We start from the raw sequence: 24,119 nt of genomic DNA, 5'->3' as shown, positions 1-24,119 counted from the left end.
GCTTCGCTTACCCGGCCTACAAGACGCAGTGATAACTGTAGGCCCGGCAAGCGCAGCGCCACCGGGCGATAAACATACTAATAACCTATCAGGCTGACTCCGCCAGAGCAACATCCTCGCGACTCTCGATGCGCTCGTTGCCGTCATAAATCCGCGCATGCTGCAAACCGACAAACAGGCGCTCGCCGCGGTACGGCGGCGCTTCATCGCGCATAACCACCGTCAGCGGTTCGGTGTACCAGCCCAGCGGCTGCACCACCAGCTGGGTGTAGTGCCCTTTAGGGCTGGCTTCCAGCACCTGTACCGGCAGCGGGGAATCCAGGCTGGTGCGGCGGCTCACGTCCACTTCCCACGGACGCAGGAACAGATCGACAGGCCCCTGATGCGCCGGGGTATAGCCGAGCGGCCAGCGGTGCGCGCCGACGTGGAACTGCCCGCCGCGAATGGTGCCCTGCAGGCGGTTCACTTCGCCCATAAACTCCAGCACAAAGCGGGTGGCCGGTTCGCGCCAGAGGTGATCCGGCTCGTCAACCTGCTCGATATTCCCCTGGCTCATCACCACCACGCGGTCGGCAACTTCCATCGCCTCTTCCTGATCGTGGGTCACGAAGACGCTGGTAAATTTCAGCTCCTCGTGCAGCTGACGCAGCCAGCGGCGCAGCTCCTTACGCACCTGCGCGTCCAGCGCGCCGAAGGGTTCATCCAGCAGCAGGATTTGCGGCTCAACGGCCAACGCGCGCGCGAGCGCCACGCGCTGCTTCTGCCCGCCGGAAAGCTGCGCCGGGAAACGATCCGCCAGATGGGCAAGCTGGACCATCTCCAGCAGTTTGGTCACTTTCGCCTTGATCGCGGCCGCATTCGGACGCTCGCGACGCGGCAGCACGGTCAGGCCGAACGCGATGTTGTCGAACACGGTCATGTGGCGGAACAGCGCGTAGTGCTGGAACACAAAGCCCACCTTACGGTCGCGCGCGTGCAGGCGGCTGACGTCGGTGCCGTGGAAGCGAATGTGTCCGCTGGTCTGATGCTCAAGCCCGGCGATAATGCGCAGCAACGTGGTTTTCCCGGAGCCGGACGGCCCCAGCAGCGCCACCATTTGTCCGGAAGGGATATCCAGCGAGATATCATTCAGCACCTGGGTGCGACCAAAAGACTTCTTAATATTGGCAATCTCAATGCTCATGATTTCCCTCCTGATGCTGACGTTTTTCCTGATTCTCTAAACGCCACTGCACCACACTCTTCAAAAACAGGGTCAAAATCGCCATCAGCGTCAGCAGCGCTGCGGCAGTAAAGGAACCGACGGTGTTGTAGTCCTGTTCCAGTAGTTCAATCTGTAACGGAAGCGACAGGGTTTCGCCGCGAATCGAGCCGGACACCACCGACACCGCGCCAAACTCGCCGATCGCGCGGGCGTTGGTCAGCACCACGCCGTAAAGCAGCGCCCAGCGGATGTTCGGTAACGTCACGCGACGGAACATCTGCCAGCCGGACGCGCCCAGCAGCACCGCCGCTTCGTCTTCGTTGCTGCCCTGGCTTAGCATCACCGGCACCAGCTCGCGCACCACAAACGGACAGGTTACAAATACCGTCACCAGCACCATGCCCGGCCAGGCGAACATGATTTGCAGGTTATGCTCATCCAGCCAGCCGCCAAGCGGGCCGTTGGAGCCGTAAAAGAGCAGATAAATCAGACCGGCCACCACCGGAGAAACCGCAAACGGAATATCCAGCAGGGTCAGCAGCATCTGGCGGCCCGGGAAGTTAAAACGCGTCACCAGCCAGGCCAGCAGCGTGCCGAACACCAGGTTAACCGGCACGGTGATCAGCGCAATCAGCACCGTCAGCCAGATGGCGTGCAGCATGTCCGGGTTCGCCAGGTTTTCCAGCGCGGGCATCAGCCCCTGGCTGAACGCCTTAACGAAGATGTACACCATGGGCACAACGAGAATAAAGGCCGAAACCAGCACCCCGGTACCAATCAGAAACCATTTAGCCCAGTTGATACGGGGCGCATCGTAACGCTTCAATTGAGTAACTTCCGCCATCAGTGACCTACCACGCGTCGACCAAAGCGACTTTGCAGAGTGTTGATTGAGTAGAGCAACAGCAGCGATGCGGCAAGAATGACCGACGCAATCGCGCTCGCCGCCGGGTAGTCAAACTCCTGCAAACGAACAAAAATCATCAGCGAGGTCACTTCCGTTTTCCACGCGATGTTTCCGGCGATAAAAATAACCGCGCCGAACTCGCCGAGGCTGCGGGTAAACGACAGCGCGACGCCCGCCAGCAGCGCCGGAGAAAGCTCCGGTAACACCACTTTGCGAAAACTCTGCCAGCGCGTTGCGCCTAAGGTTTCGGCGGCCTCTTCATATTCCGGGCCTAAATCTTCCAGCACCGGCTGCACGGTACGCACCACAAACGGGATGCTGGTAAAGGCCATCGCCACGGCGATACCGATCCAGGTGTAGGTCACTTTGATGTCCAGCTTCGCCAGCCACTCGCCGTAAAAACCGTTGACGGAGAAGAGCGATGCCAGCGTTAAGCCGGCGACCGCCGTCGGCAGCGCAAACGGCAGATCCATGAGCGCGTCGAGCAGCGTGCGCCCCGGGAAGCGGTAGCGGGTTAAGATCCACGCCATCAGCAGGCCAAACACGCCGTTGAAAATCGAGGCCACAAACGCCGACAGCAGCGTCACTTTATAGGCTGCGACCACCTGCGGGTTGGTGATCACCTCCCAGTACTGCGCCCAGCTCATCTGAGCAAGCTGCATCACCAGCGCGCTCAGCGGTAATAACAAAATCAGGCAGACGTACAGCAGGCTGGTTCCGAGGCTCAGGGTAAAGCCCGGCAGCACGCGTTTTGTCGATACTGCAAACATTACTTACGCCCCGCCGCCAGCAGTTTGTCCAGCTCACCGCCGCTGGCGAAATGCGTTTTCATGACCTCAGGCCAGGAGCCAAAATGGTCTTCCACGCGGAACAGCTCGGTCTGCGGGAATTTGTCCTTCAGCTTGTTCATCACGTCCGGGTTATTGACGCGATAGTAGTAATCGGTGATCACGGTCTGCGCCTGCGGGCTGTACAGGTAGTTGAGATAGGCTTTCGCCGCTTTCTCGGTGCCGTTGGCCTGCACGTTTTTATCTACCCACGCCACCGGGAACTCGGCCAGGATGTTGGTTTTCGGGATCACAACCTCAAAGCCCTGCGCTTCGTACTGCTTGCGGATGTTGTTCACTTCGGATTCGAAGCTGATCAGCACATCGCCCAGACCGCGCTCGGCGAAGGTGGTTGTCGCCCCGCGGCCGCCGGTATCGAACACCTCGACGTTTTTCAGGAACTGGGTCATGAACTGCTCGGTTTTCGCTTTGTCGTTACCGTAAGCTTTGTCCGCCGCGCCCCACGCCGCCAGATAGGTATAGCGGGCGTTGCCGGAGGTTTTCGGGTTCGGGAAGATCAGCTTGACGTCAGAACGCACCAGGTCGTTCCAGTCGTGGATATTCTTTGGATTGCCCTTGCGCACCAGGAAACCCATGGTGGAGTAGAACGGAGAGCTGTTGTTCGGCAAACGGCTCTGCCAGTCCGCCGCAATCAGCTTGCCTTTGTCGTGCAGGATCTGCACGTCCGTCACCTGGTTGTAGGTCACCACATCCGCTTTCAGCCCTTGCAGGATCGCCAGCGCCTGTTTCGACGAACCGGCGTGGGACTGCTTGATGGTCAGCTTGTCGCCGCCGTTGTCTTTGGCCCACTGCTGCTCAAACGGCGGGTTAAGGGCGGCAAACAGTTCGCGCGATACGTCATAGGAACTGTTCAACAGCTCAGTTGCCTGCGCCTGCGCCACCAGCAGTAAACCTGCCAGCGCCAGAGATCCTTTTTTCAGTACAGTAACGGCCATTGGGCACCCTTATAAATGTGATGACTATCTTATGGTCATAATATTTATAACGAGTATGAAAGCAGTAACGGTTTTATATACCGTTTGGTGATTTGCAAGCAGAAAAGGGAATAAGGCTGCGGGTAAAATTGCCGGGTGGCGCTAACGCTTACCCGGCCTACGTATGGAAAGCAGTTTTACAATGCCAGCAGACGCTCGACGGACGGGGCAAAGTAGTAGCCGCCGGTCACCGGTTTGGTGAAGCGCAGCATGGCGTCGCGCTTGCCGTCGGTGTCGCCGAACATGCTCAGCAGCTGCTGCTCGATGTTGTACAGGCGCGCGCAGTAGGCGCAGAAGTACAGGCCGTGCGTTCCGCTGGCGGTGCCGTAAGGCAGGCTCTGGCGAACGATCTTCAGCCCTTTGCCGTCTTCTTTAAGATCGACGCGGGTCAGGTGAGAGGTGACCGGGCGGTCGTCGCCGTCGATCTCTTCATTGGCCTCTTTGGTGCGGCCAATCATCATCTCCTGATCGTGCACGCTCATGCGGTTCAGCTGCTTGAGGTTATGCTCCCAGCGCTGGACGAACACGTAGCTGCCGCCCGCGTCCACGCCGTCTTTGATCACCGCCACGTCGCGGCGCGTTTCTTCACCCGCCGGGTTTTCGGTGCCGTCGACGAAGCCGCTCAGGTCGCGCTCTTCAACCCAGCGGAAGCCGTGAACTTCTTCCTGTACCTCAATGCAGTCGCCAAAGGCTTCCATCGCCGCCTGGGCAACGGAGAAATTCACGTCGTGACGCAGAGAAAGGATATGGATCAGCACGTCAAACTGCGTTGCCGGGGCCAGGCCTTTGCCGTAAGGGATGAAGTCTTTCAGCTCTTCAGCGCCAACGCCGCCGCTTAGCTGAAGCCAGACGTTATTGCCGAACGCCACCACCGCGCCCAGATGAGCCTCGGGGAATTTGGCCTCGAAGGTAGCCAGTTTATCAATGAAAACCTTGCTGGCCGCACGCAGGGCATCCACATCCCCTTTAAGATTGGCTTCAATCCAAATCGCCGCGCGGCAATGTTCTGGCAAAATGCCACTCTGAACCTGAGACATCGCTCCTCCTGAAAAAGAAATGCCACGACAGCGTGGCATTGATGGCGGCCATTATACCCGGATTTCAGCCAGACGGTTTGTTCCGGCGCAAATTACTGCTGCCAGATAATCTTGCTGACCTTCCAGTTTTTCAGGGTGTCGTCAGACGGCATTAACCCCTCCGGGCCACTCCATTCGCCGGTGAAAAGGTAGCTGATATGCTGGCTGCCCTCGGCTTTACATGCCACCGCCACGCGGTCGTCGGACGGCGCGCTGGTGCAGTTGCCAAAGGCCTGCTTGTAGAGGTCGCTGAATGGGGTTCCCACTTTGACGCCGCTGGCGGTAGGGATCGCGTCATCCAGCACCTCGATGTGGTTCACCGTGCCTTTATCGCCGTTAATGACCAGCGCCAGCCTGTCGCCCTTCAGGGCTTCGAAGTAGTGCACGATGGTGCCATTTTCCGTTTTCATGCCGCTACGCAGGCGGTAGTCGCTGCCGAGGCCAGACTCAATCGCCTCCTGATCCAGCGCCGTCGCGGCCGTGATTTTCCCTACGCCCTGCTCGGTCACTTCCGTTGAAGAGCCAAACCAATTCCACGGATACGCTGCCGACCAGTTGATCGAGGAGAGCGTTGAACAGCCGGTTAAGGCCAGCGGGAGAGCGCATAAAAGTAAACGCAGCGATTTCATTGAAACGTCCTTTCTTGTTAATTCAACGCTTGTTGGAGTGCGGCATCGGCAAAAAGTGCCGCGTTAATCTTTCTCAGGCGTAAAACAGGCGTGAAGGCGGGGATTGGTGAGCAGCCAGAACAGCGCCACAACGTCCGCCACCACCAGCGATACGCCCACGCCGGTTAACGGCTCGCCGTTAAGCCACAGCACCGGCTGCCAGACCAGAAGCGCAACCTGCGCGAGGATCAGCAGCCAGCGAAGCGATTGCCAGAAGCGCGGGATGGTCTGCCGACGTCCGCTGCACAAAAAAGCCAGCACGGCGGGAACGCCGGGCAACAGCCCCAGCCAGAAGGCATCGTGGTCGGGATAAAACAGCGTGAGCAGGGTATCGCCCTGCCCGCGCGAGGCGGCGGCCATCACAAACAGCACCCAGGTGCGCGCCTGCAGCAGCAGAACCGCCCAAAATAAAAAAGGCAGCCTGACGCGCCCCTGCGCATCATAGTCTGCCGGATGGATCTCAGTACTCTTCATCTTCAATCAGGCGCTTACCTAAATTCAGCACGTCAGAATGCTCGTAGCCCAGGCGTTCATACATGCCCAGCACCACGTCGTTATCCTCGCGCACCATGATCTGAATTTTCGGGCAGCCGCGGGCAATCAGCTTCTTCTCCAGACGATTCAGCAGCGCATTGGCGATGCCGCGTCCGCGAAACTCCGGATGCACGCCCAGATAATAGGCCGAGCCGCGATGGCCGTCGTAGCCGCCCATCACCGTGCCGACCACTTCGCCGTTGACCTCGGCCACCAGGAAAAGACTGACGTCGTGATGAACCTTACGCTCGATGTCCATTTCCGGATCGTTCCACGGACGTAGCAGATCGCAGCGCTCCCAAAGGGTGATCACCTCTTCGAAGTCTGCCTGGCGAAAAACGCGTATCTCCATGGTATTAACCGCCTTTTCAGGTTTAAAAACAGTGATTATGGCGCGAACGCCGCCATTAGCCAATAACCGGCGAAAATCCCACTAAAATTTGGCATAATATTGCTTTGTCACGTATTGAAATGAAAAGTAAAACAATTCTCAACAAGGACTGTCGTCACGCTAAACGCGATACGATATAACACCAGGACACCAATTTTTTACAATTCAGGCCGCATGAGCACATTCAAACCATTAAAAGCACTCACATCGCGTCGTCAGGTTCTCAAAGCGGGGCTGGCGGCCTTAACGTTATCGGGCATCGCATCCCAGGCGCAGGCAAAAGATGATTCTGCGCTGAAAACCAGTAACGGACACAGTAAACCCAAGGCCAAAAAAGCGGGCTCAAAACGCCTCGTCATGCTCGACCCGGGTCACGGCGGCATCGATACCGGCGCCATCGGAAAAAACGGCTCTAAAGAAAAGCATGTCGTGCTGGCGATTGCAAAAAATGTGCGCGCAATTTTACGCAGCAACGGTATTGACGCCCGCCTGACGCGCTCCGGCGACACCTTTATTCCCCTGTACGACCGCGTGGAGATCGCCCACCAGCACGGTGCGGATCTGTTCATGTCGATCCACGCAGACGGCTTCACCAACCCGAGCGCGGCGGGCGCATCGGTGTTTGCGCTGTCCAACCGCGGCGCGAGTAGCGCGATGGCGAAATACCTTTCCGATCGCGAAAACCGCGCGGACGAGGTCGCCGGGAAAAAGGCCACCGACAAAGATCACCTCCTCCAGCAGGTGCTGTTCGACCTGGTGCAGACGGACACCATCAAAAACAGCCTGACCCTTGGCTCGCATATTCTGAAAAAGATTAAGCCGGTGCATCGCCTGCACAGCAAAGGCACGGAGCAGGCGGCGTTCGTGGTGCTGAAATCCCCGTCGATCCCCTCCGTGCTGGTCGAAACCTCCTTTATCACCAACCCGGAAGAAGAGCGCCTGCTCGGCACAACCGCGTTTCGCCAGAAGATTGCCAACGCGATTGCCTCCGGGATCATCAGCTATTTCAACTGGTTCGATAACCAAAAAGCGCACTCCAGGAAACGTTAATGAAACCCAATGCAGAGCTGGTGAAAGCCTTTCTGATGCAGTTGCAGGATGAGATCTGCCAGAAGCTGGCTGCCGTTGACGGCGGTGAATTTCAGGAAGATACCTGGCAGCGCGACGCGGGCGGCGGCGGGCGGAGCCGCGTGCTGCGTAACGGCGGCATTTTCGAACAGGCGGGCGTGAATTTCTCCCACGTTCACGGCGACGCGATGCCGGCCTCAGCGACCGCGCATCGCCCTGAGCTGGCCGGGCGCAGCTTTGAGGCAATGGGCGTGTCCCTTGTGGTGCATCCGCTCAATCCGTTTGTGCCTACCAGCCACGCTAACGTGCGCTTTTTCATCGCCGAAAAGCCGGGCGCCGATCCGGTGTGGTGGTTTGGCGGCGGGTTCGACCTCACGCCCTTCTACGGTTTTGAAGAGGACGCCGTCCACTGGCACACCACCGCGCGGGAGATTTGCGCGCCGTTTGGCGAAGAGGTCTACCCGAAATACAAAAAGTGGTGCGATGACTACTTCTACCTGAAGCACCGCGACGAGCAGCGCGGCATCGGCGGGCTGTTCTTTGACGATCTGAACGCGCCGGATTTTGATACCGCGTTCAGCTTTATGCAGGCGGTAGGCCAGGGCTATACCGACGCCTATCTGCCGATTGTCGAACGTCGTAAAAATACCGACTACGGCGTGCGCGAGCGCGAGTTCCAGCTTTACCGCCGCGGGCGCTACGTGGAGTTCAACCTGGTGTGGGATCGCGGCACGCTGTTCGGCCTGCAAACCGGCGGACGCACGGAGTCGATTTTAATGTCGATGCCGCCGCTGGTGCGCTGGGAGTACAGCTACGAGCCAAAAGAAGGCAGCCCGGAGGCTGCCTTGAGGGAGTTTATTCAGGTTCGGGACTGGGTGTAACTGCCGGATGACGCTGCGCTTATCCGGCCTACTCTACCCGTAGGTCGGGTAAGCGAATGCGCCACCCGACTTACAGCACTTAAAGAGGCTGCGTCTGCGCCTCAACCACCGCCAGCGCCACCATGTTCACGATACGGCGCACGGAGGCAATCGGCGTCAGCACGTGCACCGGTTTCGCCACGCCCATCAGTACCGGCCCCACGGTCACCCCTTCAGAGCTTGATACGCGCAGCAGGTTGTAGCTGATACGCGCCGCCTCGACGTTTGGCATAATCAGCACGTTCGCCGAGCCTTTGAGCGGGCTGTCCGGCATACGCTCGTTGCGAATGCTCTCCACCAGCGCGGCATCGCCGTGCATCTCACCGTCAATCATCAGTTCCGGCGCGCGCTCGCGCACCAGGTCCAGGGTTTCGCGCATCTTGCAGGCCGCGGCCGACTTCGATGAGCCAAAGTTCGAGTGCGACAGCAGGGCCACCTTCGGCTCAATCCCGAAGCGGCGCACGGTTTCCGCCGCCATCACGGTGATCTCCGCCAGCTGTTCCGGGGTCGGGTCGTCGTTGACGTAGGTGTCGGCGATAAAGGTGTTGCCGCTTGGCAGCAGCAGCGCGTTCATCGCCCCGGCGGTATGCACCCCGTCGCGATAGCCGAAGATCTCCTGCACCACGCTGAAGTGCTCGTGGTAATCGCCCACGGTGCCGCAGATCAGCGCATCCGCTTCGCCGCGATGCACCATGATCGCGCCGATCACCGTGGTGTTGCTGATGACCGCTTTCTGCGCCTGCTCCTGGGTAATACCGCGGCGTTTCATGATCGCGTAGTACTCGCTCCAGTACTCCTTAAAGCGCGGATCCGATTCGTTGTTGACGATCTCAAAATCCACGCCCGGTTTGATCTGCAAGCCCAGCTTCTGGATGCGCATTTCGATAACGCTCGGGCGACCGATCAGAACCGGCTTCGCCAGTCCGAGAGAGACCAGCTCCTGCGTGGCGTGCAGGACGCGCGCCTCCTCCCCTTCCGCCAGCACCACGCGCTTCGCGTCGGCGCGCGCCTGGGAGAAGATAGGCTTCATAAACAGGTTGGTTTTGTAGACAAACTCGGTGAGCTTGTCGATATAGGCGTCGAAATCCTGAATCGGACGCGTCGCCACGCCGGAGTCCATCGCCGCTTTCGCCACCGCCGGCGCGATCTTCACGATCAGGCGCGGGTCGAACGGTTTAGGAATGATGTAGTCCGGGCCGAAGCTCAGATCCTGATCGCCATAGGCCGAGGCCACCACTTCGCTCTGCTCCGCGTGGGCCAGCTCCGCAATCGCGTGAACCGCCGCCAGCTTCATCTCTTCGTTGATCGCCGTTGCGCCCACGTCCAGCGCCCCGCGGAAGATGAACGGGAAGCACAGCACGTTGTTGACCTGGTTCGGATAGTCCGAGCGTCCGGTGCAGATGATCGCGTCTTCGCGCACCGCTTTCGCCAGCGGCGGCAGAATTTCCGGCTCAGGGTTCGCCAGCGCCAGAATCATCGGCGCGCGGGCCATCTTCTGCACCATCTCCTGCGTCAGCACTTTCGGGCCGGAGCAGCCGAGGAAGATATCCGCGCCCTCAATCACGTCATCCAGGGTGCGTTTACCGTCGTCGTCCACCGCGTAGGCCGCTTTGGTTTCCGCCATGTTCGGCTCGCGGTCTTTGTAGATAACGCCCTTCGAGTCGCAGACCACGATGTTGTGTTTCTGCATCCCGAGCGCCACCAGCAGGTTCATACAGGCAATTGCCGCCGCGCCCGCGCCGGACACCACCATGCGCACGTCTGAAAGATTTTTCTCTACCACCCGCAGGCCGTTGAGGATAGCCGCGGTGCTGATGATCGCCGTACCGTGCTGGTCATCATGGAACACGGGAATGTTCATACGCTCGCGCAGCTTCTGCTCGATATAGAAACATTCCGGCGCTTTGATGTCTTCCAGGTTGATGCCGCCAAAGGTCGGCTCCAGCGCGGCGACCACGTTGATGAACTTATCGGGATCCAGCTCGTCGACTTCAATATCAAACACGTCAATACCGGCGAACTTCTTGAACAGAACGCCCTTCCCTTCCATCACCGGCTTACCGGCCAGCGCGCCGATATTGCCTAACCCCAGCACCGCCGTACCGTTAGAGATCACCGCGACCAGGTTGCCGCGGGCGGTGTATTTGTAGGCTGCCAGCGGGTCTTTCTCGATTTCGAGACACGGCGCGGCAACGCCCGGCGAATAGGCCAGCGCCAGATCGCGCTGCGTCGCCAGGGGCTTGGTCGGGGAAACCTGGATTTTGCCCGGAACAGGAAATTCATGAAAATCGAGGGCACTCTGCTTTAACTGATCGTCCATCTTATCGTTCCTTTCACGTATCGTTCAAAAAGGGTGGCGTATTGACTCTCCTGATGCTCACCCAGGAATGCCGGCTAGTATCGCCAATGCACAGAGTTCAAACTTTGAAGGCAGCCAAACTCTCAGTATCAGAAGACAAAATTTGTTATCAATTTATAACAATCATGTTACCCGCCTCAGAAAGCAATGCCTCCCCCGTCTGCTATGCTTTTTTGTTAAGTACCTCTCGTATTTCGCAGAAGTGTGAACTAACGCACTCATCTAACGCTTTTATTCCAAAGGGGTAATTTTTGTATGAACCAGTTAGACGGCATCAAACAATTCACCACCGTGGTTGCAGACAGCGGTGATATCGAATCCATTCGCCACTATCAGCCTGAAGATGCAACCACCAACCCCTCGCTGCTGCTGAAGGCCGCCGGGCTTGCCCACTTCAGCCACCTGATTGACGACGCCATCGCCTACGGCAAGCAGCGCGGGAAAACCCAGGAGCAGCAGGTTGCCGAGGCCAGCGACAAGCTGGCGGTCAATATTGGTGCGGAAATTCTGAAAAGCATTCCGGGTCGCGTCTCGACCGAAGTCGACGCCCGCCTCTCCTTCGACCAGGAAAAAAGCATCGCCAAAGCGCGCAGGCTGGTGGAGCTGTATCAGGATCAGGGCATCGACAAGTCGCGCATTCTGATCAAGCTGGCCTCCACCTGGGAGGGGATCCGCGCCGCGGAGGTGCTGGAAAAAGAGGGTATCCACTGCAACCTGACGCTGCTGTTCTCGTTCGCCCAGGCCCGCGCCTGCGCCGAGGCCGGCGTCTTTCTGGTGTCGCCCTTCGTCGGGCGCATCTACGACTGGTATCAGGCCAAAGAGCCGATGGACCCGTACGTGGTTGAGGAAGATCCGGGCGTGAAGTCCGTGCGCAACATCTACGACTATTACAAACAGCACCGCTACGACACCATCGTGATGGGCGCCAGCTTCCGCCGCACCGAGCAGATCCTCGCCCTGGCGGGCTGCGACCGCCTGACCATCTCCCCGTCGTTACTCAAAGAACTTCAGGAAAAAGAGGAGCCGGTCATCCGCAAGCTGGTGCCGACCTCCACCGTATTACCGAAACCAAAAGCAATGACGGAAGCGGAGTTCCGCTGGGAGCACAATCAGGACGCAATGGCCGTCGACAAGCTGGCGGAAGGCATCCGCCTGTTCGCCGTTGACCAGCGCAAACTTGAAGACCTGCTCGCCGCCAAACTTTAACCTTGCCATGGAGTGAACTATGTCCCGTAAAGAGCTCGCCAATGCCATTCGCGCCCTCAGCATGGATGCCGTGCAGAAAGCCAATTCCGGCCACCCTGGCGCCCCGATGGGCATGGCAGATATTGCCGAAGTGCTGTGGAACGACTTCCTGAAACATAACCCGAACGACCCAACCTGGTTCGATCGCGACCGCTTTATTCTCTCTAACGGTCACGCGTCCATGCTGCTCTACAGCCTGCTGCACCTTTCCGGCTACGATCTGCCGCTTGAAGAGCTGAAAAACTTCCGCCAGCTGCACTCAAAAACCCCGGGCCACCCGGAGCTGGGCTATACGCCGGGCGTAGAAACCACCACCGGACCGCTCGGTCAGGGTCTGGCGAACGCGGTCGGGCTGGCGATTGCCGAGCGCACCCTGGGCGCGCAGTTTAACCAGCCGGATCACGAGATTGTCGACCACTACACCTACGTGTTTATGGGCGACGGCTGTCTGATGGAGGGGATTTCCCACGAGGCCTGCTCGCTGGCGGGCACGCTGGGGCTCGGCAAGCTGATCGGCTTTTACGATCACAACGGCATCTCCATTGACGGGGAAACCGACGGCTGGTTTACCGACGACACCGCAAAACGCTTCGAGGCCTACCACTGGCACGTCGTGCACGAAATCGACGGCCACGATCCTGAAGCCCTGAAAAAAGCGATTCAGGAAGCGCAAAGCGTGAAGGATAAACCGTCGCTGATTATCTGCCGCACGGTGATTGGCTTCGGCTCGCCGAACAAGGCGGGTAAAGAAGAGGCGCACGGCGCGGCGCTGGGCGAAGAGGAAGTGGCGTTGACCCGCCAGAAATTGGGCTGGAAATACCCGCCGTTTGAGATCCCAAAAGAGATCTACAAAGCCTGGGACGCCCGTGAAAGCGGCGAGAAAGCGCAGCACGCCTGGAACGACAAATTTGCCGCCTATAAAAAGGCCTACCCGGAGCTGGCCGCCGAGTTCTCGCGCCGCATGAACGGCGGGCTGCCGGAGGACTGGGAGGAGAAAACCCAGGCACTGATTGAAAATCTGCAGGCGAATCCGGCGAAAATCGCCACCCGTAAGGCGTCGCAAAACACCCTGAACGTGATTGGCCCTATCCTGCCCGAGCTGCTCGGCGGCTCGGCGGATCTGGCGCCAAGCAACCTGACCATCTGGTCCGGCTCGACATCGCTGAAAGAGGACATCGCCGGAAACTATATCCACTACGGCGTGCGCGAGTTCGGGATGACTGCCATTGCCAACGGTATCGCCCACCACGGCGGCTTTGTGCCCTACACCGCCACCTTCCTGATGTTTGTGGAGTACGCCCGAAACGCCGCGCGCATGGCGGCGCTGATGAAGGCGCGACAGATCATGGTCTATACCCACGACTCCATCGGCCTCGGGGAAGACGGGCCAACGCACCAGGCGGTCGAGCAGCTGGCGAGCCTGCGCCTGACGCCAAACTTCAGCACCTGGCGTCCGTGCGACCAGGTTGAGGCCGCCGTGGGCTGGAAGCTTGCGGTGGAGCGCCACAACGGGCCAACCGCGCTGATCCTGTCCCGACAAAATCTGCTGCAAATTGAGCGCACGCCGGAGCAGGTGAAAAATATCGCCCGGGGCGGGTACATCCTGAAGGACAGCGGCGGCAAGCCGGACGTGATTCTGATTGCCACCGGGTCAGAGGTGGAAATCACGGTGAAAGCCGCCGAGAGGCTCACCGCCGAAGGCCATGCGGTGCGCGTGGTTTCGCTGCCTTCAACCGATATCTTTGACGCCCAGGACGAGGCGTACCGTGAATCGGTGCTGCCGTCGAACGTGGCGGCGCGCGTGGCGGTGGAGGCGGGTATCGCCGACTACTGGTACAAGTACGTGGGGCTCAAAGGCGCCATTGTCGGGATGACGGGCTACGGCGAATCGGCGCCCGCCGAGAAGCTGTTCCCGTACTTTGGCTTTACCGTAGAAAACGTGGTGGAGAAGGCGCTGAGCGTACTGTAGCGCCTTGTTGCCGGGTGGCGGCTCTGCCTCACCCGGCAATAAGGCTGCCTGCTATCGCGTGATCCACAGCGTCGGCCACGCATCCGGCCCGTGCCAGCCGTCACAGCTTGGCTCTTCGGCATAACGCACCAGACGGAACCGCTGGCCGTCAAAACGCCAGCGGGTCTGTACCCCGCAATCCCCCAATCCGCGCCCTAAGGCCAGCGTACTCAGCTCGCGGGTTTTCTCGTCAAAGCTGGCGTTCATCAGCTCCATTTCGGCGCTCTCGCTTGAGGGCGTAAACGGCAGCCGCAGGCGAACGCTTCGGGCGGCAAACGGCTTTTTGCGCGACACCAGCCACGCCAGATCCACCGTGTTGTAGGCCCCGGCTTCGCAGCTGATGATCAGCAGCGCTTTATCATCGGTGAGCGCCGTTACCCGCACCTCCCGACGATTCGGATCCAGCGAGCACTGGCTGTTGTTCATCCGCCAGGTGCCGTAATCCAGCAGATCGTTCAGCTCGTCGTGGGACAGCGGCGTGGGCGTTGGGTTGACGACCGCCACCTCTTTTAAGGCCGGCGCGGGCGGCACGCTGAGCGGCGGCTGGCCGCCTTTTTTGATCCACGCCGTTTCACTGCCCACGCGCTTTTGCTGGGCGTCGATAAACAGCAGCGCGGCCTTCAGGCCATCCAGGGAAATCACCTGTTTTCCGCCCTGCAGACCGAGCGCGCGGCCTTCCTGAATGCTCTTCAAAAACGCGGTGACCGTGGCGGCATCATCGGTCATGAGGTGCCACGGCGTGAGCTGCCAGCGCGGAGGGGCGAGCTTCAGCGGGACGTTATCCAGCAGCAGGCGCGGGGCAATGGCGGGCTCGCCCACCGGCGGAGCGTCAAGGCCGCCCAGATCGATGCGCAGCGCGGCGTCCGTTCTGGCGCCCGCGCTGCGGCTGAGGGTCATAACCAGCCCGCGGTGCTCGCCGGTATTGCGCGCCACGCAAAAGTTTTGGTTATTGCAGGTGACCTGCCAGTCAGCGAAGGACTGCTGCGCGGGGGCGGCCTCCGCCAGAGGGGCGCGCAGCAGGCAAAAGAAGGAGAAAATTAAAACGCAGTAGCGCATGGAAGGCACAGTCCCGGAAACGAAAACGCATATCTGGGCGGTATCTTCGTGTCACAACCCTGCTCGCTCAATCGGATTTATCGGATAGATTTATCCGAAATACGGCACACTACCGTTCGAAAGCGCCGTTCATCAGCCCGCTGGCCTGCAAATACTGGAGTAAGATCACCGCCTTACCGTCCCTGATCTCCCCGGACCTGACCATCGACAGCGCCAGGGAAAAAGGCATTTCCAGCACGTCGATATCTTCGTCTTCAACCCCGCCGCCGCGGTTCACGCGCTGGGCGTCGCTGTACTCGGCAATAAAGAAATGGACAATTTCCGTCACGCCGCCCGGCGACATGTACAGCTCAAAGACCTTTTGCACCTCGCCTACGTCGAAGCCCGTTTCTTCGATAGCCTCTTTGCGGATGCACACTTCCGGCTCGTCGTCGTCCAGCAGCCCGGCGCAGGTTTCAATCAAGCGCCCGTCCGCGTTGCCGTTCACCCAGGTCGCCACGCGGAACTGGCGAACCAGCACCACGCTCTGCTTTTCGCGGTTATACAGCAGGATGGTGGCGCCGTTGCCGCGATCGTAAACCTCGCGCTTGTGGCGGATCACGTCGCCATTTTTGCGGGTCAGATCGTAGGTGATGTTACGCAGGACGAAGTAGTTTTCAGAAAGGATTTTGTCTTTGATAACGTCAATTTTCAGGGTCATACGGGCTCCACGGCGCAATGAGTGTTCCTATATTACGCCGCGAAGCCCGCCTTGTCGCCCGTCGATATCAGTGCGTTTTGGGCGCGTCTACCCCAAGCCAGTCGAGCATTCCCTGCGCCGCATGACGCCCTTCCGCCATGGCGGTGACCACCAGATCCGCACCGCGCACCGCATCCCCGCCGGCGAAGATCTGCGGGTTGCTGGTCTGGTAGCGGTAAGGGCCGTCAACGGAGGCCACGATGCGCCCCCAGTCGTCGGTATTGACGCCCTGCGCCTGCAGCCACGGCATGGCGTGCGGGTTAAATCCAAACGCCATGATCACCGCGTCGGCGGGCATCACGAACTCGCTGCCCGCCACCGGAACCGGACGCCGCCGCCCCTGCGCGTCCGGCTCGCCCAGGGCGGTGCGCAGCATGCGAATGCCGTTAACGCGCCCGTTTTTATCCAGCGCCAGCTCCACGGGCTGAACGTTGAATTCGAATTCTGCCCCCTCTTCCTTCGCGTTTTTCACCTCTTTTTTCGAGCCCGGCATGTTGGCCTCATCGCGACGATAGGCGCAGGTGACTTTGGCCGCCCCGTGGCGCAGCGCGGTGCGAACGCAGTCCATCGCCGTATCGCCCCCGCCCAGCACCACCACGTTCAGCCCTTGGGTGTCGATAAACGGCTCGGCCTCGGTGGGCGCCAGCCCCATTACGTTTCGGGTGTTCGCCACTAAAAACGGCAGCGCGTCGTACACGCCCGGTGCATCTTCGTGGGGAATGCCCGCCTTCATCGAGCGGTAGGTGCCCACGCCGATAAACAGCGCGTCGTACTCGCTTAACAGCTGCGAGATCTGCACGTCTTTGCCCACCTCACAGTTCAGCTCGAAGTGAATGCCCATCGCGGTAAATATCTCTCTGCGCCGCGCCAGCAGGGATTTGTCGAGCTTGAAGGCCGGGATGCCGAAGGTGAGCAGCCCGCCGATTTCCGGGTGTCTGTCGTAGACGGTGACGCTCACGCCGCGGCGCACCAGCACGTCCGCGCAGGCCAGCCCGGCGGGACCGGCACCGATGATGGCGATGCGTTTATCCACCGGAGAGACGCCCGTCATGTCCGGCTTCCAGCCCATCGCCAGCGCCTGGTCGGAGATATAGCGTTCGATGTTGCCTATCGTCACCGCGCCGGCATCATCGCGAACCGTGCAGGCCCCCTCGCATAATCTGTCCTGCGGACAGACGCGGCCCGTAATTTCAGGTAAACAGTTGGTCTGGTGAGAAAGCTCGACGGCTCCGGCGATGTCCCCGGCTTTTACGCGCTCGATCCACTGCGGAATGTGGTTATGCAGCGGGCAGGTCCATTCGCAGATGCTGTGTTCGCCGCATTTCAGGCAGCGGGAGGCCTCACGCTGCGCCTGTTCAGGACGAAACGGCAGGTAGATTTCGTTAAAGTGGCGGGCGCGCGCCTCGGGGCTAAGCTTATCCGGCTCGCCGCGGGGAGCCAGCGCCTGCATCTGCTGCAGCTTCGTGTGCGCGGGCTGGCTTTGCGCCGCCTCGCTGTGCCAGGGCTGCGCTTCGAGTCGGGCGGTGCGCTGGCGGCGCGATTTCGCCAAGTTATTCAGCACGCCGGGCGTGGCGAGCGTGAGCACATCCGCCGGGCAGTTCTCAATGCAGGCCGGCCCCTGCGGGCGGATGGCGCAGAGATCGCATTTGTGCGCCGCGGCTTTCGCCCCGCCGCTTTCCAGCGGGGTGACGATGATCTCCATCGTGCCAAACGGACACGCGACCACGCAGGCTTTGCAGCCAATGCACTTCTGCTGGTTCACCTGAACGCTGTCATCGCGCATGGCAATCGCGCCGTTAGGGCAGCTTTGCGCGCAGGGGGCGTTTTCACAGTGGTGGCAGGTCACCGGGGTTTTGCGGCTGCCGGACCTGAGTACCGTAATGCGGGGATGAAAATGGCGCTCGCTCAGAACGTGCTGTTCGTCGTTGTGCGCCATAACACAGGCGACTTCGCACGCACGACATCCAATACATTGCTGGCTGTTGGCCATAATAAAACGATTCATAACAACACCTGTTTTTGTTTTTTGGTTCAATAACCTTATTCTTTATGGTATTTACCCACGACGGTGCTGTCAGGCAATGTTCAAATGCCCAGGAAGACGAACTATTTACAGGGAACCTGTGGCAGATCAATTTACTTAAGGCGCAGATGAAACCCGGTTTTATCTGACGACTGCTCTTTTCAGGAAGCTGTTTTGTGACCGTAAAACGACCTGTATCCCGAAGCCTGGCGCGGGCTTTCTTTTCCATCGTGCTGCTGTCGGTGCTGACCAGCGCCATTGCGCTGCTGACCCTTGCCAGCAGCCAGCGCGACGCCGAAGCCATTAACATTGCGGGCTCCCTGCGCATGCAAAGCTACCGTCTGGGCTACGAGATGCAGCGCGCCAGCCCGGATCTGAACACCCACCGTCAGGCCTGGCAGCAAACCCTGAGCGCCCCCGCCCTGCAAAGCCTCGACCGCTGGTATGTGCCGGACGACGTTAAGCAGCGCTATCAGCAGCTGCACCTTGCCTGGCAGGAGATGGACGCGCAGATCGCCAAGGGCGACGGCGCATGGTATCAGGCGCATATTCAGGGCTTTGTTGGCCGTATTGACGCCTTCGTGCTCGCGCTGCAGCACTATACGGAACACAAAATCCGCCTGGTTATTCTGATTTCGCTTATCGGTGGGCTGGGGATTTTGCTGCTTTCCCTCTACACCCTGCGCCGCATTCGCCGGGAGGTGGTGGCTCCGCTAAACCACCTGGTCGCCGCCAGCGAGCGCATCGAGCAGGGGATTTTCGATACTCCGGCCCCCAATACCGACCTGCCGAACGAGCTGGGGAATTTATCCCGCGCGTTCAACCATATGTCGGGCGAGCTGCACACGCTCTACCGTTCGCTGGAGCAGTCGGTGGCGGAAAAAACCCGGCACCTGAACGAGGCCCACCAGCAGCTCGAAATGCTGTTCAAGTGCTCTCAGGCGCTTAATACCGGGCAGATAGACAGCCACTGTTTCCGCCACATTTTGCAGATTGTGCATGAGTACACGCAGATGAACTATCTGGCGCTGCGCACCAGCGACGACTGGCAGCTTTTCGAGGGGGCCGAGTCCCCGGACATGCCGATGCAAAACCTGCCGGTGGTGATGCAGGAGACCCTGTACGGCGAGCTGCGCTGGCAGAGCGACGCCGGCGCCGCCCTGACCCCGCTGATGAAAAGCGTGGCGACCATGCTCGGACGCGGGCTCTACTTCAACCAGGCGCAAAAGCACTATCAGCAGCTGCTGCTGATGGAGGAGCGCGCCACTATCGCCCGGGAGCTGCACGACTCCCTCGCCCAGGTGCTCTCGTACCTGCGCATCCAGCTCACGCTGCTTAAACACGCGGTGCCGGAAGAGAACGCCTCAGCCCACGGCATCATCAGCGACTTTTCCCGCGAGCTGAACAACGCCTGGCGCCAGCTTCGCGAGCTGCTGACCACCTTCCGCCTGACGCTCAACCACGCCAACCTGCCCGGCGCCCTGCAGGAGTCCCTCGACAGCCTGCAAAGCCAGACCCGGGCGAAGCTCGTCCTCGACTGCCGCCTCTCCTCGCTGGCGCTGGACGCGCAGAAGCAGGTGCATCTGTTGCAGATCGTGCGTGAAGCGGTGCTGAACGCCATCAAACACGCCGAGGCGAGCGAAATTACCGTTAGCTGCGTGACCGCCCCCGACGGGACGCACAGCGTCAGCGTTCGCGATAACGGCATTGGCATCGGCGAGGCGAGCGAGCCGCCGGGGCACTACGGGCTAAATATCATGCGCGAGCGCGCCGACAGGCTGGGCGGCACGCTGCACTTTTCCCAGCCGCCAAATGGCGGGACGCAGGTCACGGTCACATTCAGTACGCCAATGCCTGCAGCGGGTAAATAACGGTAAATAAACGGCTATCGTCACCGTCACGCTCGCGCCATGCGTGATACTTGCCGGGCAGACCGCGTGAAGAAAGGCCGTAAAAGGGCATGATAATTTACAATATCTCCTTTATTTCTCCACGTTTGTCCCAGGTCTAACCGCTAAAGTTATGCGGGCAATAAACAATAACTATGTGCTGTAAAATGAGGTCATATTTACATGGCGAATTTCTTCATCGATCGCCCCATTTTTGCCTGGGTGCTTGCAATCCTTTTGTGTCTGACGGGCGTCCTGGCCATTACTTCTCTTCCCGTTGAGCAATATCCCGATTTGGCGCCCCCTAACGTGCGCATCACGGCTAACTATCCGGGCGCGTCGGCGCAAACGCTGGAAAATACCGTCACCCAGGTCATCGAGCAGAACATGACCGGGCTCGATAACCTGATGTACATGTCGTCCCAGAGCAGCGCCACCGGTCAAGCCACGGTGACCCTGAGCTTTACGGCGGGAACAGACCCGGACGAAGCCGTTCAGCAGGTACAAAACCAGCTGCAGTCGGCAATGCGCAAGCTGCCCCAGGCGGTGCAGAACCAGGGTGTGACCGTGCGTAAAACCGGCGACACCAACATTCTGACCATCGCCTTTGTCTCCACCGATGGCTCAATGGATAAACAGGATATTGCGGACTACGTGGCCAGTAATATCCAGGATCCGATCAGCCGTATTAACGGCGTGGGCGATATCGACGCCTACGGCTCGCAGTACTCGATGCGCATCTGGCTCGACCCGAACAAGCTGAACAGCTTCCAGATGACCGCCACCGACGTCACGGACGCCATTAAATCCCAGAACGCCCAAATCGCCGTCGGCCAGCTGGGGGGAACGCCGTCCGTGGATAAGCAGGCGCTTAACGCCACCATCAACTCCCAGTCGCTGCTCCAGACCCCGGATCAGTTCCGCAATATCACGCTGCGCGTTAATCAGGACGGCTCGGAGGTTAAGCTGGGCGACGTCGCCACGGTGGAGATGGGCGCGGAAAAATACGACTACCTCAGCCGCTTCAACGGCAATCAGGCCTCCGGTCTGGGGGTGAAGCTGGCCTCCGGCGCGAACGAAATGGCGACCGCGAAGCTGGTGTTAGACCGCCTCGACGAGCTGTCGCAGTATTTCCCCCACGGGCTGGAGTATAAAGTCGCCTACGAAACCACCTCGTTCGTGAAGGCGTCCATTGAGGACGTGGTGAAAACCCTGCTCGAAGCGATCGCGCTGGTATTCCTGGTGATGTATCTGTTCCTGCAAAACTTCCGCGCGACGCTTATCCCCACCATCGCCGTTCCGGTGGTGCTGCTCGGCACCTTCGCCGTGCTGTACGCCTTTGGCTACAGCATCAACACCTTAACCATGTTTGCGATGGTGCTGGCGATAGGCCTGCTGGTGGACGACGCCATCGTGGTGGTCGAGAACGTCGAGCGAATCATGAGCGAGGAAGGCCTCTCGCCGCGCGCCGCCACGCGTAAATCAATGGGGCAAATTCAGGGGGCGCTGGTCGGGATCGCGATGGTGCTTTCGGCGGTCTTTATCCCCATGGCCTTCTTCGGCGGCACCACCGGTGCGATTTACCGCCAGTTCTCCATCACCATCGTGTCGGCGATGGTGCTCTCGGTGCTGGTGGCGATGATCCTCACCCCTGCCCTCTGCTCCACCATCCTGAAACCGCTGCACAAGGGCGAGCATCACGGCCAGAAAGGCTTCTTCGGCTGGTTTAACCGCACGTTCAACCGCAGCGCCGCCCGCTATGAGGCGGGTGTCGGACGCGTGCTGCACCGCAGCCTGCGCTGGATGGTTATCTACATCCTGCTGCTGGGCGGCATGGTGTTCCTGTTCCTGCGCCTGCCGACCTCGTTCCTGCCGATGGAAGACCGCGGCATGTTTACCACCTCGGTACAGCTTCCGAGCGGCGCCACCCAGCAGCAGACGCTGAAAGTGGTCGAGAAGGTGGAGCAGTATTTCCATACCCAGGAGAAAGACAACGTGGTGTCGGTGTTCTCCACCGTCGGCTCAGGTCCGGGCGGGAACGGGCAGAACGTGGCGCGTATGTTTGTGCGCCTGAAAGACTGGGACGACCGCGACCCGACAACCGGCTCGTCGTTTGCCATTATCGAACGGGCAACCAAAGCCTTCAGCCGCATTAAAGAAGCACGCGTGTTTGCCAGCAGCCCGCCGGCCATCAGCGGCCTCGGCAGCTCAGCCGGGTTTGACATGGAGCTTCAGGATCACGCCGGAGCCGGACACACGGCGCTGATGGCGGCGCGCGACAAGCTGCTGGAGCTGGCGGGTAAAGATCCGACCCTCACCCGCGTGCGCCACAACGGCCTGGACGATAGCCCGCAGCTGCAGGTGGATATTGACCAGCGCAAAGCGCAGGCGCTGGGGGTGTCTATCGATGACATCAACGACACGCTGCAAACAGCGTGGGGCTCAAGCTACGTGAATGACTTTATGGACAGGGGGCGCGTGAAGAAGGTTTACGTCCAGTCTGCCGCGCCGTTCCGTATGCTGCCGGATGACATTAACCGCTGGTACGTGCGTAACAACGCCGGAGGCATGGTGCCGTTCTCCGCCTTCGCCAGCTCGCACTGGGAGAGCGGCTCGCCGCGCCTGGAGCGATACAACGGCTATTCGGCGGTTGAGATTGTCGGCGAAGCCGCCCCCGGCGTGAGTACCGGTACGGCGATGGAGACCATGGAACAGCTGGTGCGCCAGCTTCCAACCGGCTTTGGCCTGGAATGGACGGCGATGTCTTACCAGGAGCGCCTCTCCGGGGCGCAGGCGCCTGCGCTGTATGCCCTGTCGCTGTTGGTGGTCTTCCTGTGCCTGGCAGCGCTGTATGAGAGCTGGTCGGTGCCGTTCTCGGTGATGCTGGTTGTGCCGCTGGGGGTGATTGGTGCGCTGCTGGCGACCTGGATGCGCGGTCTGGAAAACGACGTCTATTTCCAGGTGGGGCTGCTGACCGTAATCGGCCTGTCGGCGAAGAACGCCATTCTGATCGTGGAGTTTGCAAACGAGATGAACGCGAAGGGCCACGATCTGCTGGAGGCCACGCTGCACGCCTGCCGCCAGCGCCTGCGTCCGATCCTGATGACCTCGCTGGCGTTTGTCTTTGGCGTGCTGCCCATGGCAACCAGCTCCGGCGCAGGCTCCAGCAGCCAGCACGCGGTGGGAACGGGCGTGATGGGCGGGATGATCTCGGCGACCATCCTGGCAATCTATTTTGTTCCGCTGTTCTTTGTGCTGGTGCGTCGCCGCTTCCCGCTGAAGGAACGGCCTGAATAATTTCAACAAATAAAAAAGGCGGCTCTCTCAGCCGCCTTTTTATTGTGTGATTAATTCACACTATGGTTATTTTACTTATTTTAGTGCTCTTGCAATTCTTGCTGGATGTCATTTACGAAGCATGTCTTCGATAAAGTCTTTCCAGTTCCCCAGTTCACGTTCAATCATAACTGCCTCTCTTATTATTATGCGCATTCTACGAAAACCTATCATCATTGTGAAGACAATTTAACCGATTGCTGCGATTCCTCCCCGCCTCCGCGCTGGATTTACGCTAAATATGGGCCCGGCACCTTAAATTTTATGTGACCGATAGCAATATTCTGAAATAACCCGCCGGACGGGTGAGTTTTATTTTAAACGCTGAGTTTATTGAGAATTTAAACGCGGTGGACATCTATGCTTAAATGATGAAAGAATATTCAGCGTACAGGTGTGAGTTGAATTAGGCAGAATTGTAAATTAAGCGATATCCCGAATGTGTTATATTCCACTTAAGGATATATCTTCGAAATAACTGAACATTTAATCATCATAAGAACAAAAGGATTCAACATGGTTGTGATGTACGGCATTAAAAATTGCGACACCATTAAAAAAGCCCGCCGCTGGCTGGAGGCGAACGGCGTCGAGTATCGCTTTCACGACTACCGCGCCGACGGGCTTGATGCAGAATTTCTGCATACCGCCATTAAGGAGCTCGGCTGGGAAGCGCTGCTGAACACCCGCGGCACCACCTGGCGCAAGCTGGACGAATCCGTGCGTGCGGGCATCAAGAATGCAGACAGCGCGGCAAAGCTGATGCTCGACATGCCGGCAATTATCAAACGCCCATTGCTCTGCGCGCCCGGTCAGCCTATGCTGCTGGGCTTTAGCGATTCTCTTTATCAGACTTTTTTTGTTGAGGTGTAGT

At 59.4% G+C, this 24,119-nt stretch carries 20 protein-coding genes; 7 read left to right on the top strand and 13 right to left on the bottom strand.

Features of this window, described 5'->3' with window-relative positions; genetic code table 11:
* Positions 1-88: 88 nt before the first annotated feature.
* The 8 genes from cysA to AB6V08_RS05175 all read right to left on the bottom strand — a co-directional run bounded on the left by cysA (position 89) and on the right by AB6V08_RS05175 (position 6,563).
* The gene (cysA, locus tag AB6V08_RS05210; RefSeq protein ID WP_368541688.1) at positions 89-1,183 is read right to left on the bottom strand and encodes a sulfate/thiosulfate ABC transporter ATP-binding protein CysA; all 1,095 of its coding nucleotides are present in this window, start codon (positions 1,181-1,183) and stop codon (positions 89-91) included.
* Positions 1,173-2,048, bottom strand: coding sequence for a sulfate/thiosulfate ABC transporter permease CysW (cysW, locus tag AB6V08_RS05205; protein ID WP_368541687.1), 876 nt, complete (start codon positions 2,046-2,048; stop codon positions 1,173-1,175). Before cysW ends, cysA begins: the two co-directional genes overlap by 11 nt.
* On the bottom strand, positions 2,048-2,881 hold the full coding sequence (cysT, locus tag AB6V08_RS05200) for a sulfate/thiosulfate ABC transporter permease CysT (protein WP_368541686.1): 834 nt from the start codon (positions 2,879-2,881) through the stop codon (positions 2,048-2,050). The genes cysW and cysT overlap by 1 nt, the downstream gene beginning before the upstream one ends.
* Positions 2,881-3,894 (bottom strand): thiosulfate/sulfate ABC transporter substrate-binding protein CysP, encoded by a 1,014-nt coding sequence (cysP, locus tag AB6V08_RS05195; RefSeq protein ID WP_368541685.1) that lies wholly within the window; start codon positions 3,892-3,894, stop codon positions 2,881-2,883. Before cysP ends, cysT begins: the two co-directional genes overlap by 1 nt.
* Before the next feature lie 176 nt (positions 3,895-4,070).
* A complete protein-coding gene (locus AB6V08_RS05190) occupies positions 4,071-4,970 on the bottom strand; it encodes a Dyp-type peroxidase (protein ID WP_368541684.1) in 900 nt (299 codons plus the stop codon).
* Between the two features lie 92 nt (positions 4,971-5,062).
* A complete protein-coding gene (locus AB6V08_RS05185) occupies positions 5,063-5,638 on the bottom strand; it encodes an RpoE-regulated lipoprotein (protein WP_368541683.1) in 576 nt (191 codons plus the stop codon).
* 63 nt (positions 5,639-5,701) lie between these two features.
* Positions 5,702-6,151, bottom strand: coding sequence for a DUF2919 domain-containing protein (locus AB6V08_RS05180; RefSeq protein ID WP_368541682.1), 450 nt, complete (start codon positions 6,149-6,151; stop codon positions 5,702-5,704).
* Entirely contained in the window at positions 6,138-6,563 is a 426-nt protein-coding gene (locus AB6V08_RS05175) for a GNAT family acetyltransferase (RefSeq protein WP_368541680.1), read from the bottom strand. The genes AB6V08_RS05180 and AB6V08_RS05175 overlap by 14 nt, the downstream gene beginning before the upstream one ends.
* A gap of 213 nt (positions 6,564-6,776) precedes the next feature.
* On the opposite strand from AB6V08_RS05175, the gene amiA reads away from it, so the two are divergent.
* Together amiA and hemF are read left to right on the top strand one after the other, a co-directional pair.
* Positions 6,777-7,652, top strand: coding sequence for an N-acetylmuramoyl-L-alanine amidase AmiA (gene amiA, locus AB6V08_RS05170; protein ID WP_368541679.1), 876 nt, complete (start codon positions 6,777-6,779; stop codon positions 7,650-7,652).
* Positions 7,652-8,551: an oxygen-dependent coproporphyrinogen oxidase gene (gene hemF, locus AB6V08_RS05165; RefSeq protein WP_368541678.1), complete on the top strand. Its 900-nt coding sequence runs from the start codon at positions 7,652-7,654 to the stop codon at positions 8,549-8,551. Before amiA ends, hemF begins: the two co-directional genes overlap by 1 nt.
* A 79-nt stretch (positions 8,552-8,630) precedes the next feature.
* Here hemF and maeB read toward each other — a convergent pair whose 3' ends face one another.
* Complete coding sequence (gene maeB, locus AB6V08_RS05160; protein ID WP_368541677.1) at positions 8,631-10,910, bottom strand: NADP-dependent oxaloacetate-decarboxylating malate dehydrogenase; 2,280 nt, start codon at positions 10,908-10,910, stop codon at positions 8,631-8,633.
* 294 nt (positions 10,911-11,204) lie between these two features.
* On the opposite strand from maeB, the gene tal reads away from it, so the two are divergent.
* Together tal and tkt are read left to right on the top strand one after the other, a co-directional pair.
* On the top strand, positions 11,205-12,155 hold the full coding sequence (gene tal, locus AB6V08_RS05155; protein WP_368541676.1) for a transaldolase: 951 nt from the start codon (positions 11,205-11,207) through the stop codon (positions 12,153-12,155).
* Positions 12,156-12,174: 19 nt separating this feature from the next.
* Positions 12,175-14,163: a transketolase gene (gene tkt, locus AB6V08_RS05150; RefSeq protein ID WP_368541675.1), complete on the top strand. Its 1,989-nt coding sequence runs from the start codon at positions 12,175-12,177 to the stop codon at positions 14,161-14,163.
* 51 nt (positions 14,164-14,214) lie between these two features.
* On the opposite strand, the gene AB6V08_RS05145 is transcribed toward tkt, so the two are convergent.
* The 3 genes from AB6V08_RS05145 to aegA form a co-directional block, all read right to left on the bottom strand.
* Positions 14,215-15,258 carry a DUF1176 domain-containing protein gene (locus AB6V08_RS05145; protein ID WP_368541674.1) on the bottom strand — a complete coding sequence of 348 codons (1,044 nt, stop codon included), beginning with the start codon at positions 15,256-15,258 and terminating at the stop codon, positions 14,215-14,217.
* 109 nt (positions 15,259-15,367) lie between these two features.
* Positions 15,368-15,958: a GDP-mannose pyrophosphatase NudK gene (nudK, locus tag AB6V08_RS05140; protein ID WP_368541673.1), complete on the bottom strand. Its 591-nt coding sequence runs from the start codon at positions 15,956-15,958 to the stop codon at positions 15,368-15,370.
* A gap of 67 nt (positions 15,959-16,025) precedes the next feature.
* The gene (aegA, locus tag AB6V08_RS05135; RefSeq protein ID WP_368541672.1) at positions 16,026-18,002 is read right to left on the bottom strand and encodes a formate-dependent uric acid utilization protein AegA; all 1,977 of its coding nucleotides are present in this window, start codon (positions 18,000-18,002) and stop codon (positions 16,026-16,028) included.
* A gap of 194 nt (positions 18,003-18,196) precedes the next feature.
* Here aegA and narQ point away from each other — a divergent pair, with 194 nt between their 5' ends.
* Together narQ and acrD are read left to right on the top strand one after the other, a co-directional pair.
* The gene (gene narQ / locus AB6V08_RS05130; RefSeq protein WP_368541670.1) at positions 18,197-19,891 is read left to right on the top strand and encodes a nitrate/nitrite two-component system sensor histidine kinase NarQ; all 1,695 of its coding nucleotides are present in this window, start codon (positions 18,197-18,199) and stop codon (positions 19,889-19,891) included.
* 201 nt (positions 19,892-20,092) lie between these two features.
* On the top strand, positions 20,093-23,206 hold the full coding sequence (gene acrD, locus AB6V08_RS05125; protein ID WP_368541669.1) for a multidrug efflux RND transporter permease AcrD: 3,114 nt from the start codon (positions 20,093-20,095) through the stop codon (positions 23,204-23,206).
* 108 nt (positions 23,207-23,314) lie between these two features.
* Here acrD and ypfM read toward each other — a convergent pair whose 3' ends face one another.
* Positions 23,315-23,374, bottom strand: a complete 60-nt coding sequence (ypfM, locus tag AB6V08_RS05120; RefSeq protein WP_100780840.1) for a protein YpfM — start codon at positions 23,372-23,374, stop codon at positions 23,315-23,317.
* A 387-nt stretch (positions 23,375-23,761) separates the two neighbouring features.
* Between ypfM and AB6V08_RS05115 the strand changes: the two genes are divergently transcribed.
* The gene (locus AB6V08_RS05115) at positions 23,762-24,118 is read left to right on the top strand and encodes an ArsC family reductase (protein ID WP_368541668.1); all 357 of its coding nucleotides are present in this window, start codon (positions 23,762-23,764) and stop codon (positions 24,116-24,118) included.
* The last annotated feature ends 1 nt before the right edge of the window (position 24,119 follow it).

Source organism: Enterobacter soli, from assembly GCF_964208575.1.
In the GTDB taxonomy this organism is placed as follows: Bacteria; Pseudomonadota; Gammaproteobacteria; order Enterobacterales; family Enterobacteriaceae; genus Enterobacter; species Enterobacter soli_A.
The sequence above is the reverse complement of the archived record's forward strand: the minus strand, read 5'-3'. Positions and strand labels throughout refer to the sequence as shown.

What these genes read in the sequence shown, in the direction of transcription:
- AB6V08_RS05185 (WP_368541683.1), bottom strand. Translation starts at nt 5,638, where the DNA reads ATGAAATCGCTGCGTTTACTTTTATGCGCTCTCCCGCTGGCCTTAACC.
- AB6V08_RS05115 (WP_368541668.1), top strand. Translation starts at nt 23,762, where the DNA reads ATGGTTGTGATGTACGGCATTAAAAATTGCGACACCATTAAAAAAGCC.
- AB6V08_RS05145 (WP_368541674.1), bottom strand. Translation starts at nt 15,258, where the DNA reads ATGCGCTACTGCGTTTTAATTTTCTCCTTCTTTTGCCTGCTGCGCGCC.
- cysA (WP_368541688.1), bottom strand. Translation starts at nt 1,183, where the DNA reads ATGAGCATTGAGATTGCCAATATTAAGAAGTCTTTTGGTCGCACCCAG.
- tkt (WP_368541675.1), top strand. Translation starts at nt 12,175, where the DNA reads ATGTCCCGTAAAGAGCTCGCCAATGCCATTCGCGCCCTCAGCATGGAT.
- maeB (WP_368541677.1), bottom strand. Translation starts at nt 10,910, where the DNA reads ATGGACGATCAGTTAAAGCAGAGTGCCCTCGATTTTCATGAATTTCCT.
- cysT (WP_368541686.1), bottom strand. Translation starts at nt 2,881, where the DNA reads ATGTTTGCAGTATCGACAAAACGCGTGCTGCCGGGCTTTACCCTGAGC.
- AB6V08_RS05190 (WP_368541684.1), bottom strand. Translation starts at nt 4,970, where the DNA reads ATGTCTCAGGTTCAGAGTGGCATTTTGCCAGAACATTGCCGCGCGGCG.
- AB6V08_RS05180 (WP_368541682.1), bottom strand. Translation starts at nt 6,151, where the DNA reads ATGAAGAGTACTGAGATCCATCCGGCAGACTATGATGCGCAGGGGCGC.
- aegA (WP_368541672.1), bottom strand. Translation starts at nt 18,002, where the DNA reads ATGAATCGTTTTATTATGGCCAACAGCCAGCAATGTATTGGATGTCGT.
- amiA (WP_368541679.1), top strand. Translation starts at nt 6,777, where the DNA reads ATGAGCACATTCAAACCATTAAAAGCACTCACATCGCGTCGTCAGGTT.
- acrD (WP_368541669.1), top strand. Translation starts at nt 20,093, where the DNA reads ATGGCGAATTTCTTCATCGATCGCCCCATTTTTGCCTGGGTGCTTGCA.
- nudK (WP_368541673.1), bottom strand. Translation starts at nt 15,958, where the DNA reads ATGACCCTGAAAATTGACGTTATCAAAGACAAAATCCTTTCTGAAAAC.
- tal (WP_368541676.1), top strand. Translation starts at nt 11,205, where the DNA reads ATGAACCAGTTAGACGGCATCAAACAATTCACCACCGTGGTTGCAGAC.
- hemF (WP_368541678.1), top strand. Translation starts at nt 7,652, where the DNA reads ATGAAACCCAATGCAGAGCTGGTGAAAGCCTTTCTGATGCAGTTGCAG.
- cysP (WP_368541685.1), bottom strand. Translation starts at nt 3,894, where the DNA reads ATGGCCGTTACTGTACTGAAAAAAGGATCTCTGGCGCTGGCAGGTTTA.
- AB6V08_RS05175 (WP_368541680.1), bottom strand. Translation starts at nt 6,563, where the DNA reads ATGGAGATACGCGTTTTTCGCCAGGCAGACTTCGAAGAGGTGATCACC.
- cysW (WP_368541687.1), bottom strand. Translation starts at nt 2,048, where the DNA reads ATGGCGGAAGTTACTCAATTGAAGCGTTACGATGCGCCCCGTATCAAC.